Here is a 16847-nt window from a genome sequence, read left to right as displayed (position 1 = left end):
TGCTTATTTCGGCCCGAGAATCTTCACCAGCTTATCCGGCGAAGGCGCACCTTGCTGTTGCTGCAACCCGCCCTTGTCATCCAGATAGAAAATCGCCGGCGTCGCCGACAACTCCAGCTCATCCATCAGCTTCATGTTCGAATCAAGCTTGGCCTGGATATCCGCCGGGATCTTCTCCAGCGCCTGCAGCTTGCTGCCTTTACCCGCCGACTCATGGGCTTCGAGAGCCTGTTGCGGATCCTTGGCGGCAAACAGCGCGGCCGACTTGCCCGGGCTGTCCTCACGAATAATCCCCACCATGATATGCCGCAACTGCACCTTGCCCGACTTCACCCAAGGTCGTGCCTGTTCCCAGAACATGTTGCAGTACGGGCAGTTCGGGTCGCTGAACAGGTACACGATGCGTGGCGCGTCCTTGTTGCCGTCCTGGATCCAGTTGCTGTGTTCCATCTTGGCCCAGACCTCCTTGGCCATCGGCGCATACACCAGTTTTTCCAAGGGTGCGGTGCTCAGGTCATTGCCGTCGGCGTCGTACAGGTTGCCGGCGATCACACTTTTACCATCGGCAGTCAGGTACAGCGCCATGCCGCGGTTCTGGTATTGCGCCGCATAGCCGGTGAGGCCGCTGGGGGCATCGAACTTGCCGATGATCTTGGCCCCCTTGGCTTCGATGTTCTTGATCGGCGCCGGCCAGTCTTCAGCCTGGACGAGCGTAGCAGCCAGTGTCAGGGGCAACAGGGTCAGCAGGTGGCGGAGGCGGAGCATGGCGAATTCCTTGTGGTAGCCGGCTGGGCCGGTTTAGCGGTGGTCGGCTCGAAGCGCTCCATGGCGCGGGCCAGGCTGGCCTGGGACAACTCGCCCAGGTGGCTGTTGATCAGGCGACCATCAGGTTGATAGAAGAGGGTGGTGGGCAAGGCCATGGAACCGACGGCCTGGCCCAGGCGGCCGCTGGCGTCGAACAGCACGTTGTCCAGGTTCAGGCCTTGGGTCGCCAGGTAGGTGGCGACGCTTTGCATGCTTTCGGCCTGGTTGACGAACAGGAAGGTCACGTCCGGACGTTGGCGCTGGGCACTTTCCAGTACCGGCATTTCGCGTCGGCACGGCGGGCACCAGGTGGCCCACAGATTGATCACCAGCGGGCCGCCCTTGTAGTCGGCCAGTTGCACGGTCTCGCCATTGGCGTTACGCAGGGCGATGTCCGGCAGGTGCGTGCCTTTTTCGTAGAGGGTCAGGGACAGGCTGGTCAGGGCCCAGAACGCGAGGCCGGTGATCACGCCGGCGCTCAGGGGCTTGCGCAGCAGCGGGCGGCGCCAGCCGTAGATCAGCGCGCCGACAATCAACGCGATAACGCCGGGCCAGGCGAGAAAACCGCCGTCCCGCAGGTCGACGATTTGCAGCGGGTCATTCTGGTAGTACGACCAGTACATCAATACGAAGCTGACGCGCGCAGCGAGCATGCCCACCAGAAACAGGGTGAACAGCACCGACTCCGGGTTCTCGCCGCCGCGCTTGGCCACCCGCCAGCCCACCAGGGTGGCGAGGATCAACGCCGTGATCAGCAGCAAGTGATTCAGGGCGATGGCGAAGGTGCCGATGGTCAGTGTCAGCATCAGAGGGCTTCCCGGGCTTGGGTCCAGCGTTGCAGGAAGGCGGCGGCGTCGACTTCGCCGGTGATGCGCTGGGCGCGGCGCTCTTCACCATCAGGGCCGATCCAGACGAAGCTCGGCGGGCCGGGGACTTTGTAGCGGCCCAGCAGCTCGCGGCTGGCGGCGTTGTCGGCGGTGACGTCGAGGCGCAGCAGGCGCACATCCTTGAGGGCGTCCATGACTTCGGGTTTGCCGAACACCTGTTTTTCCATGATCTTGCACGACACGCACCAGTCAGCGTAGTAGTCCACCAGCACCCATTGGCCCTGGGCCTTGGCACTGTCGAGCTGGCTTTGCAGCACGGCCGGGTCGTTGATGGTCATGAAGGCTTCATGGGCGCTCGGGGCACCAGCCACCCGCGAGCCGCTGTAGACCTTCAGCGGTTGCCACAGGTCGTCGCTGCCGCCGGCCGCGCCGATCACCAATACGCTGCCCCAGAGGCCGAGCACCAGCGAACCGGCACCGAACAGCATGGCGGTGCGCCCGAAGTCCTGGGCCAGGCGCCAGCCGCAATAAGCCATGACCAGTGCCAGCACACCCCACAAGCCGAGCCATAGGGTTTCACCGACCACCGGGCGAATCATCAGCACGGCGGTGGCGAGGAACAGGAAGCCGAAGATGCCCTTGAGGATGTTCATCCAGGTGCCAGGTTTGGGAAGGAAGCGGTTGCCCACGGTCACCAGCAGCAACAGCGGCACGCCGATGCCGATGCCCATGGCAAACAGAATCAAGCCGCCATGCAGGGCGTTACCGCTTTGGGCGATATACAACAGGGCGCCGGCCAGGGGCGCGGTCATGCACGGGCCCACCAGCAAACCGGACAAGGCACCGAGCACGCCGGCACCCACGAGGCTGCCGCCGCTTTGGTTGCGGCTGACGTTGTCGAGGCGGTCCCGCAGGAAGGCCGGCAGTTGCAGTTCAAAGAAGCCGAACATCGGCAGGGCCAGGATCACGAATAACGCGGCGAAGCTGCCGAGGATCCACGGAGTTTGCAACAGGGCGGCGAGGTTGCCGCCGAGCAGCGCGGCCAATACACCGAGGGCGGCATACACCAGCGCCATGCACACCACGTAGCTGGCGGCCAGGGCAAAGCCGCGCCGTGGGCTGGCGCCGCTGCCGACCACAAGGCCTGCAAGAATCGGCAGCATCGGCAAGGAACACGGGGCAAAGGCCAGCAGCAGGCCCAGGCCGAAGAACACCAGCAGGCTCCAGCCCAGGCTGCGCTGTTGCAGGCCGGTGGCCAGGCTTTGGTCTTGAGCCTGGCCGGTGGCGGCTACGGCGGGGTTGCCACCCAGGTCAACGGTGATCGATTGCGGTGGGTAACACAGGCCGGCATCGGCGCAGCCTTGCCAGCCGAGTTTGAGCTGGCCGGTGGCGCCAGCGGGAATCTTCACTTCCAGGCCCTGGCGATACACCTGCTGCTCACCGAAGAACTCGTCGCTGTGGGCTTCGCCTTGGGGCAGCGTCGGTTTTTCGGCCAGGCCATCGAATTTCATGCGCTGCTGGTACAGGTAATAACCGTCGGCAATCTGCCAATACAGCTGGGTTTCGCCGGAGGCCAGACGCTCGGAGGTAAAGGTGAAGGCTTTGCCCACCGGGAGGAAGTCGGGTTTGGTCTCGAAAGGATTGTTGCCCGGCGCGGCCTGGGCGAATCCAGCAAACACTACCAGCAGAAAGATAAACAGATGCCGCATGATCAAGCCTTAGTTCGAAGCAAGTGGGACACACAATGTGTGGTGTTGATTAACCGATGATTAACCGGGCTATCCTAGACAGCAGGGATTATCCGGGTTTACGCGGGCTGGCGGCATAATGTGCGCTTAATCCACTCCCTTTTTAATCACCTTCACATTTTGCAAAGGGTTCACCATGCACGTACTGGTCTGTGAAGACGACGAACTGATCGCCAGCGGCATTGTTGCCGGGCTCAGCGCCCAAGGGCTGACCGTCGAGCGCGTCGGCACCGCCGCCGCTGCCCGGGCGATGCTCAAGGTGGCGGAGTTCGACGTGATGGTACTCGACCTCGGCCTGCCGGATGAAGACGGCTTGAAGCTGCTGCAGCAATTGCGCAGCCAGGGCCTGGAGATCCCGGTGCTGATTCTTACGGCACGGGATTCGGTGACCAACCGGGTCGATGGCCTGCAGGCCGGTGCCGACGATTACCTGCTGAAACCCTTCGACCTGCGAGAACTGGCCGCACGCCTGCACACCCTGTTGCGCCGGGTGGCCGGGCGCAGTGTCAACCTGATCGAACACGGGCGCCTGACCTACAACCCCAGCAGCCGCGAAACCCTGTTGGGCGGTGAGTCGGTAGACCTCTCTCGCCGCGAGCAGGCGCTGTTGCAGGCCCTGCTGCAAAACCGCGGCCGGGTACTCTCCAGCGAGCAGCTCAAGGACAGCGTCTACGGGCTTAACGACGAACTGGAAAGCAACGCCCTCAACGTGCACATCCACCACCTGCGGCGCAAACTCGGCAACGGCATCGTCGAAACCGTGCGCGGCCTGGGCTATCGCCTGGGCCCGGCTGACGGTGGAGAGGATGCTTCGTGATGAGCCTGCGCCTGCGGCTGACCTTCAAGCTCGGCGCGGCCTTTGTGCTGATCTGGGCCCTGGCTGCCGCGTGGATGCTCAACGACTTGCGCAACCAGATGATGTTCTCCCTTGACCAGCGGCTGGTGGCGTCGGCGCGCATGGTCGCGGGGCTGATGGAGCAGATGCCCGGCCTTTCCAGCACGGGTGAAGGCGCACATTTCAGCGCCGAACAATTGAATGTACCGGGCGGCATGGCGTGCCAGGTCAGCTCGTTGCGCGGGGTGGTGCTCGCCCGCAGCCATACCACCCCGGACCAGGGCCTGGAGTCGCGCAAAAGCGGCTTTCGCGACCAGATGATTGATGGCGTGGGCTGGCGCAGCTTTACCCTGTCCCGTGGCGACTTGTTTATCACCACCGCCGACCGGCAGGTGGAGCGTGAAGCCTTGAACCTCTCGATCCTGCTGGCCGCCTCGGTGCCGGTGGGTGTGGCGCTGCTGGGCTGCCTGTGCCTGCTGTGGCTGGGAATCGGCCAAAGCCTGTTGCCGCTCAACCGCATGCGTGACGCCTTGATGCGCCGCAGTGCCGACTCCCTCGAACCCTTGCAGATCAGCCCGCTGCCCAGCGAGCTTAAACCGCTGCTCGACACCCAGAACCAGCTGCTGCAACGCATCGCCAAGACCATCGAGCGCGAACGCCGCTTGACCGGCGACGCGGCCCACGAACTGCGCAGCCCGCTGACGGCGATCAAGACCCACCTGCAAGTGGCGCGCATGACCGAAGGCGCCGCCCGTGACCAGTCCCTGGCCCATGCCGAGGAAGGCGCCGACCGCCTGCACCGCACCCTTGAACAGTTACTGCTGCTGGCGCGGGTTGAAGGCAGCCTGTCGTTTGATGACGGCCTGCAATCGAGTGCCGAGCAGGTCGCACAACTGGCGATCCAGGACGCCAATGGCGGCGATAATCAGCGCATTGACCTGATCCTGGCAGACGGTCTGTCCGAAAAGCCGGTGGAAATGCCGGTGGGCCTGGCCGTCGCCGCCTTGCGCAACCTGCTGGACAACGCCTTGCGCCACACCCCGCCTGATACCCGGGTGGAGCTGAGTGTGTCCAGCGCTGGCGATAATGTGGTGTTCCGGGTGCGCGACCACGGCGCGCCGATCTCCAGCGAAGACTTGCAACACCTGACCCAGCGCTTCTGGCGCAACGGCAACAGCCCGGGATGCGGCCTGGGGCTGGCGATTGTCCAGGCAATCGTGCAGCGCTGCTCGTGCTCCTTGAAATTCGACAGCCAGGCGGACGGTATGCGCGTCGACCTGGGCATGCCGTTGCGTCGCTGAACTTTCTTTTCACGGCACAAATAGCTACCGCCAGCCTCAAGCGCAACGCTTCAGGATGGCGGTCATTTTTTTGTGTTTGAACGGGCTGAATGACTCAGCCTGTGTTGAAAAGGACAGCGCCTATGTTGGTCATCGATTCCACGTTTCCCGCAAAAGACTTTAACCAACGCAATGGCGAAGCCGTGCGCCAGGTGATTGTGCATTACACCGCAGCGCCCTTTGCCTCGTCATTGCGTACGCTGACTCACGACGGTGTCAGTGCTCACTACCTGTTGGTTGACCCCCATGACGCCAGCTACCGCGCCGCCGGCTACGACGAACTGCGGGTGTTCCGCCTGGTGGACGAAGCGCAGCGTGCCTGGCATGCCGGTGCCAGCCACTGGGCCGGTCACGACAACCTCAATAGCCGCTCGATCGGGATTGAAATCGTCAATCAGGCCCGGGATGACGACGGTGTGTTTACCTTTCCCGCGTATGGCCATGAACAGATCGACGTATTGATCGCCCTGATTCGCGACATTCAGGGGCGTTACCCGGCGATAGGTCCTACCGACATCCTCGGGCATTCGGACATTGCCTATTGGCGCAAGAGCGATCCCGGCCCTCGTTTGCCATGGCGTTGCCTGTACGAGGCGGGCGTGGGGGCCTGGTATGACGAAATGGCCAAGGTGGCCTATCTGCGCCGATTCAACATCGGCCTGCCGCTAGAGGTTGAAGTCGAACGGGCCTTTCAGCGCTACGGATATGCCCCGGCGAAAAACCGCCTGGGTTTTCAGCAGCGCGTCCGCGCGTTTCAGATGCATTTTCGCCCCGGTGACTACAGCGGGCGGCTGGATGCAGAGACCTGCGCAATTCTGTATGCGTTGAATGAAAAATACACCGGAGTTGCCGGGTAAATCCGCTAAAGCGGTTTTTAACGACCACAGGTGTAAATCCTCTGCTCGCTGATGCGTTTCCAGAACAGGAAATCCGTGCGTTGCCCTTGGGCCAGACGCCAACGGGTTGGCAGTTTGGTCACCATCATCAGCGTATTGAGGGATCTGGAAATGTCAGTCGCTACCAGCCGTATTGAAGAGACCCAAGCGGTCCCTGCGGAAACGCTCTACCAGTTTGACGAAACCCCGCTGCTGGCCCGCCAGCGCCAGCAGGAGTCCAATGCCCGCAGCTATCCTCGGCGCATTCCCCTGGCGCTCAAGCGCGCCCGCGGGATCTACGTCGAGGACGTTGAAGGCCGCAGCTTTATCGATTGCCTGGCCGGTGCAGGCACCCTGGCACTGGGGCACAACCACCCGGTGGTGATCGAGGCGATTCGCCAGGTGCTGAGCGATGAATTGCCGTTGCACACCCTGGACCTGACCACGCCGGTCAAGGACCAATTCGTGCAGGACCTGTTCGGCCTGCTACCGCCAGCGCTGGCGCGGGAAGCCAAGATCCAGTTCTGCGGCCCCACTGGTACCGACGCGGTGGAAGCCGCGCTGAAACTGGTGCGCACCGCCACCGGGCGCAGCACGGTGTTGTCGTTCCAGGGCGGTTATCACGGCATGAGCCAGGGCGCCCTGAGCCTGATGGGCAGCCTGGGGCCGAAAAAACCGCTGGGTGCCTTGCTCGGCAATGGCGTGCAATTTTTGCCGTTCCCTTATGACTATCGTTGCCCGTTCGGGCTGGGTGGGGCAGAAGGGGTGAAGGTCAACCTGCATTACCTGGAGAACCTGCTGAACGACCCCGAGGCCGGTGTATTGCTGCCGGCGGCGGTGATCGTGGAAGTGGTGCAGGGCGAGGGCGGCGTGATCCCGGCTGATCTCGACTGGCTGCGCGGCCTGCGCCGCATTACCGAACAAGCCGGTGTGGCGTTGATCGTTGACGAAATCCAGAGCGGCTTTGGCCGTACCGGCAAGATGTTTGCCTTCGAACACGCCGGTATCGTCCCGGACGTGGTGGTGCTGTCCAAGGCCATCGGCGGCAGCCTGCCACTGGCGGTGGTGGTGTATCGCGACTGGCTCGACACCTGGTTGCCGGGCGCCCATGCCGGGACCTTCCGAGGCAATCAGATGGCCATGGCCGCCGGGTCGGCAGTGATGCGCTACCTCAAGGACCACGACATTCCCGCCCACGCGGCCGCCATGGGCGAGCGCCTGGGTGAGCACCTGCGCATCCTGCAGCGCGACTTCCCGCAGTTGGGGGACATTCGTGGCCGTGGGCTGATGCTCGGCGTGGAGCTGGTGGATCCCGCAGGCGCCCCCGACACTCAGGGCCATCCTCCGATCCATCGCCAACTGGCGCCACTGGTACAGCGCGAATGCCTCAAGCGCGGGCTGATTCTCGAACTGGGTGGGCGACACGGCAGCGTCGTGCGTTTCCTGCCACCGCTGGTGATTACCGCCACAGAAATCGACCGTGTGGCCGAGATTTTTGGCCGCGCCTTGGCGGCAGCCGTTACCCGCCTCTAATTTTTTACCGGGCTGGCACGTTCCTTCTTACATTACACCGATGGAGAACCGCAATGACCTCAGTATTCGACCGCGAAGACATCCTGTTTCAGGTAGTGGTCAACCATGAAGAACAATATTCCATCTGGCCCGACTACAAGGCTGTGCCGGAAGGCTGGCGCACCGTGGGCAAGAGCGGGATGAAGAAAGAGTGCCTGGCTTACATCGAAGAGGTGTGGACCGACATGCGCCCGTTGAGCCTGCGCCAGAAGATGGACAGCCAGGCGCTGGCGGGCTGATCACCACCTTGAAGGTTGTGAAGATCGAATGTGGGAGCTGGCTTGCCCGCGATAGCGGTGAGTCAGCTTGCATCTCTGTTGACTGATACTCCGCTATCGCAGGCAAGCCAGCTCCCACACTGACCGCGTTTGTCCTTAAGGTGTCAGCGCCTTGATTACCTGATCTACATTGCCTTCCAGCTCCGCCACCGGGTCGGCGCCATCGGTGCCCAGCACCAGCAACTTCGCCCCACCCGCCGTGACCGCCGCCTGCACCGCATCGCTTGGCTTGCGGTGATGCAGCACCACGGCCACCTCATTCTCCTTCAAGCCTTCGCTCAGTTGCTGCAACGCCTCGGGTGTCCACTCGGTATCGGCCCGCGCGTCGGTGCTGACCAGTTCCAGATTCAAGCCACTGACGAGGTAACCAAAATGATCGCTCAGGCTGGCCACCGTCAGGTTATCGGCCTTGGCCAGCCGCGCCTCGCTGTCGGCGGTAAGCTTGAGCAGGCGTTGCTTGAGGCTGGCCAGGTTGGCTTCGATCTGCGGTTTGGCCTCGGGGGCCAGGCGACTCAGGTCGGTGGCCATCACATCGGCCATGCGCCCCATGTTGTTGCTGGCCTGCCATGGCTGGCTGTTCAGGCCGTCGGTGGCGCCCGGCTGCACGGCAATTCCCGGCAAACCACCGTCCACCGGGCGGGCGGCGTCGACTTCGACGATGCGGATGTTACTGCGCCGGGCCACCGGATACAGCGGGTCATCCGGCCACAACGAGCGCAGGCCGATGGCCGCGTCGGCGTCCAGGGCCAGGGGGTTCAATGCCTGCGCACCGCGCCCGGTGAAATAGGCGACTTGCCGTGAGCCGGGCAGGTTGGCCGGTGCCGCGCGTTCAAGCTGCACGTCGGTGCCTTTGAGCAACACCTGCGCCAAGCCATAGGTGATCGGCAAGGCGGCGAGGACTTTCACCGGCTTTGTCGCCTGGGCCTTGTTCAAGGCAGCATGGCCGATGCCTTGGTTGGCGGTGATCTGCAACGGTTTGACACCGTCGGCAGCGAACGCCGGTGTGGCAATGGCCAGGGCCAGCAGCAGTGGTCGAAACATCGGGCGCATTATCCAAGATTCCCTTTCAGGCTGGGGACCGTGCCGCGAGCAATGGCGGCGAGGGCGAAGGCGATACCGGCGACCAGGATGATCGCGGCACCGGACGGAATCGGCAGGTCAAAGATGATTGGCAGCAGGATCCCGCACAGGGTGCTGACGGTGGCAATCACTACCGAGATCCAGAAGAAGCCCTTGAGTGACTGGCTCAACAGGCGTGCGGCCGCCGCCGGGATCACCAGCAACGCGCCCACCAGGATCGCGCCGATGACCTTGACTGCCGCGACGGTGATCAGCGTCACCAGGATCACGAACAGATAGTCCAGGGTCTTCACCGCTACCCCGCGTACCGCTGCCAGTTGCGGGTTGAAGCTGGCGAGCATGATGCGGTTGTACAGCGGCAGGGCCAAAGCCATCACCAGTGAGCCGACAATCGCCAGCACCAGCAAGTCATTGCCATTCACCGTCAGCACTGAGCCGAACAGCACGTTTTCCAGGATGTGCACATTGATCTTGCCCGCCAGAATCAGCAGCAGGCTCGCCCCCAGGGCCAGGGACACCGAGAGGAACACGCCGATCAAGGTGTCCGGCGCCAGGCCGGTGCGGTTGCGCAAGTAATTGAGCAGGATCCCGAACAACAGGCAGTAGCCGAACAGGCTGCCGTAAGGCCCGGTGTAGGGTTCCCCCAGCAGAATGCCCACGGCCACGCCGGTCAAGGCGGCATGGCCCACGGCTTCGGAAAAGAATGCAAAGCGCTTGACCACCACCAGAGTGCCCAAACCGCCCAGCACCGGGCCGATCAGCAACCCGGCGAGCAGCGCGTTGACCACAAACCCATAGGCCAGCGCTTCGGGCAAATACCCGGAAGACGCCCAGCCCTGGACCATCAAGCGAAAGGCTTCGTAGTTCATAAGGCCGGGCTCCGTGGGTGGGTGGAGAACAGGGTCAGCAGGCGGTCCGGGGTCAGCGCCTCCTTGGGCGTGGCGTCGAACAGCACGCGGCGGTTCAGGCCGGTGACGCGGTCAGCCAGGCGGCCGACGGCTTCCAGGTCATGCTCGATCCACAGCACGGTGATCCCGGCCTGGCGCCAGTCGCTCAGCAAGCGCTCGAACACCTGGATACCGGCTTCATCCAGCGCCGACATCGGTTCGTCCAGCACCAGCAATTGCGGCGCCGGGATCAAGCCCTGGGCCAGCAGCACCCGCTGGCGTTCACCGCCAGACAAGGCGCCCATGCGCCGTTTGCGCTTGTCCTGCATGCCGACCCGCTCCAGTGCGTCGCCAATCGCGGCAGCGTAGTGTTTGGACAACCCGAGAAACGCCGGACGCCGCTGGCACATCGCAGCCATGAAGTCGTCGACGGTCATCGGCAAGCCTCGGTCGAACTCCAGCGCCTGGGGCACATAGCCGATGGTGCCGGGTGCCTCCGGCCAGTGCAGGCTCAGCTGGCCCTGGTGTGGCGTTTGCCCCAGCAGGGTTTTGATCAGCGAGCTTTTTCCGCCGCCGTTGGGGCCCACCAGCGCATGAATACTGCCGGGCCGGACCTGGAAGCTCACCGCGTCGAGGATCACCGTGCGGCCCAGGGTCAGCGCCACATTCTCGAAGTCGAGGGTCGGGCCAACGCTGGCCACGCTCAAGTGTTCAGCCGCCGTCATGCCCCGGACTCCTGAATGGCCCGCACCACGGTGTTGAGGTTGCCGGTCATTTCCACTTCGTATTTTTCCGCGCTGTAGTCGCCATAGGAAATGTGCGACAGCGGATACAGCTTCACGCCGGATTCACGCTGGATGGTGTCGACGTAGCTGGACGGGAAGTCCATCTCAGAGAAGATCACTTTCACATCCAGTTCCCGCAGTTGGTCGATGGTTTTCTTTAACTGGCTGGGGCTCGGCTCGATGCCGTGGGCCGGTTCCACCACGGCGGTGACTTCCAGGCCGAACTCCCGCAGCAGGTAGTCATACGCCGCGTGCACCGTGGCCACCCGCAGGTCGGGGTTGGGCGCGCTGGTGAGTTTGGCCAGGGCGTCGGCGCGCATCTGGCGCAGGCGCTTGCCGTAGGCCCGGGCGTTCTGGGTGTAGGTCTTGGCGTTGTCCGGGTCGAGCTTGCCCAGTTCCCGGGCGATGTTATTCACCTGGGCAATCGAGGCGCTGATGGAGAGGAAGGTGTGCGGGTTGACCACCTTGCCGGCACCGCGCGCGGCGTTGCCAGTGGCGGCCAGCAGCGGCACGTTGGCGTTGGCTTCGATCACCGGGATGTCCGGCCGCTCGCTGGTGGCGATCATGCGGTCGGCGAAATCGTCATGGCCGACGCCATTGAGCACGATCACATCGAGAGTGCCGATGCGCTTGATGTCTTCGGCGCGAGGTTCGTAGGCATGGGGATTGAAGCCGGCCGGAATCAACGGCACGACTTCGGCTTTGTCCCCGACGATATTCGCCACGTAGCTGTAATAAGGATGCAGGGTGATGCCGATGCGCAGGCGTTTGGCAGGGTCGGCACTGGCGAATGGGGCCAGCAGCACGGTGATCAGGCCGACCAGCACCAGGCGTAATAAGGGAGATGAAATAGACATGGTCTTCTCTCGGCTACAGCGTGAATTCAATGACGATGCTGGCGGGTGACACCGGCATCGAATTGCGCGACTACTTGTCGCCAGCCCGCGCTGATCAGCGCCTGGTCAGTGAGGTCGGTGGGGGCGGTGAGGTTGGCGCTGCGGTTGAGCCAGATATCCGGCTCGGCGCCCCGGATGCGCATCAACAGCGAACCGCTGAGGTCCGGTGTCTGGCTCAGGCCCAGGTAGGCCGCGTCCAGCAACTGCCAACGGTGGTCGCCGCGGCTCACCGAGCTGGCGTCCTGGGCGAAGGGCGCAAAGCCTTCTTCCGCCAGTTGCTCAGGCGTTGGCAGGGCGCTGTGCTCTTCCTGCAGCAGGTGGATTTCATCCAGAGTCACCCGCAGGTCGGCGTAGATGCCTTGCTCGGCGGCGCTGAGGTCGCGGCGGGCGTCCAGTTGGTGGCTGGGCACGGCAGCGATCTCCTGGCTTTCACCGCGCAAGGCCACCACGGTGCCGGCAACGGCGAGGATGATCAGGCACAACAGCAGGACATACAGGGTTTCGTGCCCGGCACCGGCCGGGCGCACCACTTGGGTTGTACGGCTCATTGGGGCTGGATATCCGCTTGGTCGATTTCCACCACGTGGCCGGGGCCGGCATCAAACAACACGTAGAACTCGGCGGAGGGTTTCTTGAAGGTCAGCGTCGAGTCTTGCCCCAGCTTGCCGGGCACCAGGATGGTTTCGTCATAGCCGATCACATCCAGAGTCACCCCCGGGGCGCCGCTGCCATCGGAGAAACCGCCGGTGCACTGGATCTGCTCGCCGGGGATTTCCTTGCATTCGCACATCGGGTTGTGGGCCAGGGCAACGGTGCTGAAGCCGGCACTGAGGATCAGCGCGCCAACGGCGCGGGCCAGTTGCGGCAAAGTCATGGTTTAACTCCTCGTTTTTTCAGCCAGTCGATGGTGGCCGGCGATGCCTGGCTCAAGGGGATGGAGGCCTGGTGCATGGCGCCGTCCCAGCCTTCCATGGTGATCCACACGTCGGCGTCCAGTGGGGTGCGTTCGGGGATCGGCAGCATGGCGCCCATGCGGTACGGGGTGCCGAAGAAGATCACCCCGGCGGCCCGCAGGCTGCGGGGCTTGCCGATGCGCAGGTAGGTCGCCTTGACCTGGTCGATGCAGGTGGCGCACAGGGCGGCATTAAAGGATTTCATCGGGCCCGCCGGGTCGGGGCGTGGGGCCTCGTTACGCAGTTCGGCGAGCTTCACGCTCCACGGGCCGACCTGCACTTCGCCGATCTCCCGCTCGCCAAGACCGCTGTCACCGCGAAACAGCGCGGCGTCGGCAAAGTACTTGGGCATAAAGCCCAAGGGCACCAAAATCAGCAGGATATTGATGTGGAAGCGCCACTTTAGCCAGAAGGCACGCAGGGGAGAGGGCGGGTTAATCGTCGTGGCCTTGTTCATCGGTTGCCCTCCGTGGTTTCAGCCTGTCCAAGCGGATTTTCCAGCGGTTGCCGGTGCACCTTGGCGCTACGCTTGAGTGCGTTGAGCGTGGCCAGCGCCGTGCGTTTGCTCCAGATCAGCAGACCGCTCAGAACCATCATGCTCAGTACCAAACCGAAGAAGAACCAGATCATCTTGATCCACAGTCCGCCGAAATCCCCAGTGTGCAACGGGCGCATGGATTCGGTGACGAACTCCAGGCCGGAACGGTCCGACAGCAGGTGCGAGGCGGCGATTTCGCCGTTGTAAGGGTTGATTTGCGCGGTTTGGTACATCAGTGGGTACCAGCCCCGGCCACCAATCATCAAATGGCTATAGGCCGTCGCCGGCAGGCTGACGAAACTGGCTTCCAGGCCTGGAATGCGCTGGGTGGCGATGTCGATTGCCTCGTCCAGGGGAATCATCGGCGCGCGCACGCCCGTGCTGGACAGGGGCACCTTGTCCCGGGTGATCACCGGGACAATGGGTTCACTGGAAATCGAGATTTGGTTATCGAAGAGAATCGCCTGAATCAGAAACCAGGTGCCGGTTATGGAAATGACTGCAATAAACCAGATCGACCAGATGCCGCTCAATCGGTGAAAGTCGCCCCAGAAGATTCGCGCACCGTGGTTAAAGCGCAAGGTTGGCTTGAAGAAGCCTTTCCAGAAACGCTTGTAGACCACTAGGCCCGTAACCAGTGAGGCCAGCAGCGGCAAACCCAGCAACGAGACCAGGTACCAGCCCCAGCTGAAACCGTTGGTGAACGGCACCAGCCACCAGCCGTGCAATGCGCGGGTGAATTGTTGGAAGTCGAACGCCGGGGCGATCCCCTGGATCACCCCGGTGTAGGGGTTGACGAACACTTCTACGGTTCGTCCGTCGGGATAGGCCACGTTCGACGTCAGGGCGAAATGCGACTCGTCGGGGCGGCTCAGGGATTTGACGATAGTCTGCGGCTCGGCGCGGTTCATGGCCTTGATGACTTGTTCGTAGCTGAGCAGTTCGGCATCGTCCGACGGCTTGCTGGCGCGGATGTCCGGGTTGGCCAGCCACACGATTTCCTGGCTGACCACCGCCAGGGTGCCGGTGACACAGACGATCAGCACAAAGAACCAGATGGGCAAGGCCAGCCAGCTGTGCACGAGAAACCAGAGTTTTGAGCGTGACTTCTTCGACATGTGAATGAGGGTCTTGATCGGAGAGAGGCGGTAAAGGCCCGGAAAACGCCGCCCGTAGCTTTTGCTGACGCGAGCGGCTGTATCTAAGTTAAGACGGATGAGAAATGCAAAACCCTAAGGTGGATATGAAAGAAAATGTTTCGGATAGCCATTCATGCAACACGAAACATGTTTCGAGTCATCACCAAGGTGGGATTGATGGGGCAGGGGCGCTGCCTATGATGGAGCCATACCGTTGAGCGAGCCCAATAATGACTGCTGCCAGAACCCTCTACGACAAACACATCGACTCCCACACGGTGTGCCGCCTGGATGACCAGGGCCATGTGCTGCTGTACATCGACCGTCAGGTAATCAATGAATACACCAGCCCGCAAGCCTTCAGCGGCTTGCGCGAGGCAGGCCGTGGCGTATGGCGCCCCGGCACGGCGTTGGCGGTGGTCGACCATGTGAACCCCACCACACCCAAGCGCATCGCGACCATGCCGGATGCGGGCGGCGCACGCCAGGTGTCGTACCTGGCAGAAAACTGCCGGGACTTCGGGATTGAGCTGTTGGATATCCTCGACAAGCGCCAAGGCATCGAACACGTGATCGCCCCGGAGCAGGGTTTTATCCTGCCGGGCATGGTGATCGCCGCCGGCGACAGCCACACCACCACCTACGGTGCCTTGGGCGCATTCGGCTTTGGCATCGGCACCTCGGAAATCGAGCATTTGCTGGCCTCGCAAACCCTGGTCTACAAGCGCCTGAAAAGCCTGCGCGTGACCGTGGACGGCGAACTGGCCCACGGCCTGACCTCCAAGGACGTGATCATGGCGCTGATCGGCAAGATCGGCGCTTCGGGCGCCACCGGCTACGCCATTGAGTTTTGCGGTTCGACCATCGATGCCTTGAGCGTCGAGGCGCGCATGACCATCTGCAACATGGCGGTCGAAGCGGGCGCCCGTGGTGCCTTCATGGCCCCGGACGAAAAAGTCTTCACCTACCTCAAGGGCAAATCCCGTGCGCCGAAGGGCGAGTTGTGGGAGCGCGCCCTCGTGGGTTGGCGCCAACTGCACTCGGACGCCGACGCCGTGTTCGACCTCGAAGTGCAACTGGACGCCACCGCCCTGGAACCGATGGTCACCTGGGGCACCAGCCCTGACCAGGCCGCGCCCATCGGCGCCCGTGTGCCGGACCCGCAAGACGTCAGCGACCTGATCCTGCGCCAGGACATGCGCCGCGCCCTGAACTACATGGGCCTGGAAGCCGGCATGCCCCTGAGCGAGATTGTCATCAGCCACGCGTTTATCGGCTCCTGCACCAACGCCCGCATCGAAGACCTGCGGGATGCCGCCAGCGTCGTGCGCGGCAAGCACGTGGCCGACCACGTGCGGGCGATGATCGTGCCGGGCTCCACCGAAGTGCGCGACCAGGCAGAAGCTGAAGGCCTTGCTGCGATCTTTATCGACGCCGGGTTTGAATGGCGCCAGTCCGGCTGTTCGATGTGCCTGGCGATGAACGATGACGTGCTGGAGCCCGGCGACCGCTGCGCCTCCAGCACCAACCGCAACTTCGAAGGCCGCCAGGGGGCGGGGGCCCGCACACACCTGATGAGCCCGGCCATGGTTGCCGCCGCTGCCATCACCGGCCGTCTGACGGATATTCGCCATTTTGGAGAGCGCACATGAGCTTGCAACCTTTCACTCGGGTCACCGGCAAGGCCGCGCCGATGCTGGCGGCCAATATCGACACCGACGTGATCATGCCCAAGCAGTTTCTCAAGGGCATCGACCGTAACGGGCTGGATCGCGGGTTGTTCTTTGATTTGCGCTTCCTGGCGTCGGGCGAGCCTAACCCGGAGTTCGTGCTGAATCAGCCGGCGTGGCAGGGCGCGAGCTTTATGGTGGTGGGGCCGAATTTTGGCTGTGGTTCCAGCCGGGAGCATGCGGTGTGGGGCTTGAAGCAGATGGGCATTCGCGCGTTGATCGGCAGCAGCTTTGCGGGGATTTTCTATGACAACTGCCAGCGTAACGGGGTGTTGTTGATCACGCTGGAGGAGGCGGTGTTGCAGCGGTTGGGGCAGATGGTGAGTCAGCCTGAACAGGCGCAGATCAGTGTGGATCTCGAGGCGCAGGAGATTCTTTTGGCGGACGGGCAGGTGATTGGGTTTCAGATTGATACGTTGCGCAAGACTGCGTTGTTGTTGGGGTTGGATGCTATCGGTACGACGTTGCAGCGCAGCGAGCAGATCAAGGCGTTTGAGCGGGAGCATCTGGCGGCCAATCCTTGGCTCGGGTGATGGGGCTGTTGTTGTAGGTTGGCCGCT

Annotated in this window: 18 protein-coding genes; 7 read left to right on the top strand and 11 right to left on the bottom strand. The window is 63.0% G+C overall.

Annotation, left to right across the window (positions count from 1 at the left end; all coding sequences use genetic code 11):
• Positions 1-3: 3 nt before the first annotated feature.
• Genes dsbG through dsbD form a run of 3 tightly spaced genes read right to left on the bottom strand, consistent with a single transcriptional unit; the run spans position 4 to position 3340 of the window.
• Positions 4-765, bottom strand: coding sequence for a thiol:disulfide interchange protein DsbG (dsbG, locus tag LIY45_RS25945; protein ID WP_017479476.1), 762 nt, complete (start codon positions 763-765; stop codon positions 4-6).
• Entirely contained in the window at positions 741-1610 is an 870-nt protein-coding gene (locus LIY45_RS25940; protein WP_226478062.1) for a TlpA disulfide reductase family protein, read from the bottom strand. Before LIY45_RS25940 ends, dsbG begins: the two co-directional genes overlap by 25 nt.
• The gene (gene dsbD / locus LIY45_RS25935) at positions 1610-3340 is read right to left on the bottom strand and encodes a protein-disulfide reductase DsbD (protein WP_226478061.1); all 1731 of its coding nucleotides are present in this window, start codon (positions 3338-3340) and stop codon (positions 1610-1612) included. Before dsbD ends, LIY45_RS25940 begins: the two co-directional genes overlap by 1 nt.
• 175 nt (positions 3341-3515) lie before the next feature.
• Between dsbD and LIY45_RS25930 the strand changes: the two genes are divergently transcribed.
• The 5 genes from LIY45_RS25930 to LIY45_RS25910 all read left to right on the top strand — a co-directional run bounded on the left by LIY45_RS25930 (position 3516) and on the right by LIY45_RS25910 (position 8240).
• Positions 3516-4196 carry a response regulator gene (locus LIY45_RS25930; protein ID WP_003209011.1) on the top strand — a complete coding sequence of 227 codons (681 nt, stop codon included), beginning with the start codon at positions 3516-3518 and terminating at the stop codon, positions 4194-4196.
• Positions 4196-5515, top strand: a complete 1320-nt coding sequence (locus LIY45_RS25925) for an ATP-binding protein (protein ID WP_017479473.1) — start codon at positions 4196-4198, stop codon at positions 5513-5515. Before LIY45_RS25930 ends, LIY45_RS25925 begins: the two co-directional genes overlap by 1 nt.
• Positions 5516-5637: 122 nt before the next feature.
• A complete protein-coding gene (locus tag LIY45_RS25920; RefSeq protein WP_226478060.1) occupies positions 5638-6411 on the top strand; it encodes an N-acetylmuramoyl-L-alanine amidase in 774 nt (257 codons plus the stop codon).
• Positions 6412-6561: 150 nt separating this feature from the next.
• The gene (locus LIY45_RS25915) at positions 6562-7962 is read left to right on the top strand and encodes an aspartate aminotransferase family protein (RefSeq protein WP_226478059.1); all 1401 of its coding nucleotides are present in this window, start codon (positions 6562-6564) and stop codon (positions 7960-7962) included.
• Between the two features lie 53 nt (positions 7963-8015).
• Positions 8016-8240 carry an MbtH family protein gene (locus LIY45_RS25910; protein WP_003209001.1) on the top strand — a complete coding sequence of 75 codons (225 nt, stop codon included), beginning with the start codon at positions 8016-8018 and terminating at the stop codon, positions 8238-8240.
• A 135-nt stretch (positions 8241-8375) separates the two neighbouring features.
• Here LIY45_RS25910 and LIY45_RS25905 read toward each other — a convergent pair whose 3' ends face one another.
• From LIY45_RS25905 to LIY45_RS25870, 8 genes are read right to left on the bottom strand one after another with little or no spacing between them, the layout of a single operon-like run.
• Positions 8376-9329, bottom strand: coding sequence for a zinc ABC transporter substrate-binding protein (locus LIY45_RS25905; RefSeq protein WP_226478058.1), 954 nt, complete (start codon positions 9327-9329; stop codon positions 8376-8378).
• Entirely contained in the window at positions 9329-10228 is a 900-nt protein-coding gene (locus LIY45_RS25900; protein ID WP_017479469.1) for a metal ABC transporter permease, read from the bottom strand. The genes LIY45_RS25905 and LIY45_RS25900 overlap by 1 nt, the downstream gene beginning before the upstream one ends.
• Positions 10225-10971, bottom strand: a complete 747-nt coding sequence (locus LIY45_RS25895) for a metal ABC transporter ATP-binding protein (RefSeq protein WP_226478057.1) — start codon at positions 10969-10971, stop codon at positions 10225-10227. Before LIY45_RS25895 ends, LIY45_RS25900 begins: the two co-directional genes overlap by 4 nt.
• Positions 10968-11888: a metal ABC transporter substrate-binding protein gene (locus LIY45_RS25890; protein ID WP_023659272.1), complete on the bottom strand. Its 921-nt coding sequence runs from the start codon at positions 11886-11888 to the stop codon at positions 10968-10970. Before LIY45_RS25890 ends, LIY45_RS25895 begins: the two co-directional genes overlap by 4 nt.
• Positions 11889-11914: 26 nt before the next feature.
• Positions 11915-12475: a DUF6162 family protein gene (locus LIY45_RS25885; protein ID WP_226478056.1), complete on the bottom strand. Its 561-nt coding sequence runs from the start codon at positions 12473-12475 to the stop codon at positions 11915-11917.
• Positions 12472-12801, bottom strand: coding sequence for a hypothetical protein (locus LIY45_RS25880; RefSeq protein WP_226478055.1), 330 nt, complete (start codon positions 12799-12801; stop codon positions 12472-12474). Before LIY45_RS25880 ends, LIY45_RS25885 begins: the two co-directional genes overlap by 4 nt.
• Positions 12798-13337: a thiamine pyrophosphate-binding protein gene (locus LIY45_RS25875; protein ID WP_226478054.1), complete on the bottom strand. Its 540-nt coding sequence runs from the start codon at positions 13335-13337 to the stop codon at positions 12798-12800. Before LIY45_RS25875 ends, LIY45_RS25880 begins: the two co-directional genes overlap by 4 nt.
• On the bottom strand, positions 13334-14536 hold the full coding sequence (locus LIY45_RS25870) for a PepSY domain-containing protein (protein WP_226478053.1): 1203 nt from the start codon (positions 14534-14536) through the stop codon (positions 13334-13336). The genes LIY45_RS25875 and LIY45_RS25870 overlap by 4 nt, the downstream gene beginning before the upstream one ends.
• Before the next feature lie 251 nt (positions 14537-14787).
• On the opposite strand from LIY45_RS25870, the gene leuC reads away from it, so the two are divergent.
• The gene (leuC, locus tag LIY45_RS25865) at positions 14788-16209 is read left to right on the top strand and encodes a 3-isopropylmalate dehydratase large subunit (RefSeq protein WP_226478052.1); all 1422 of its coding nucleotides are present in this window, start codon (positions 14788-14790) and stop codon (positions 16207-16209) included.
• A complete protein-coding gene (leuD, locus tag LIY45_RS25860; RefSeq protein ID WP_226478051.1) occupies positions 16206-16820 on the top strand; it encodes a 3-isopropylmalate dehydratase small subunit in 615 nt (204 codons plus the stop codon). The genes leuC and leuD overlap by 4 nt, the downstream gene beginning before the upstream one ends.
• The last annotated feature ends 27 nt before the right edge of the window (positions 16821-16847 follow it).

The sequence above is a fragment of the Pseudomonas sp. MWU16-30323 genome (genome assembly GCF_020515595.1).
Lineage (GTDB): Bacteria > Pseudomonadota > Gammaproteobacteria > Pseudomonadales > Pseudomonadaceae > Aquipseudomonas > Aquipseudomonas yamanorum.
The sequence above is the reverse complement of the archived record's forward strand: the minus strand, read 5'-3'. Positions and strand labels throughout refer to the sequence as shown.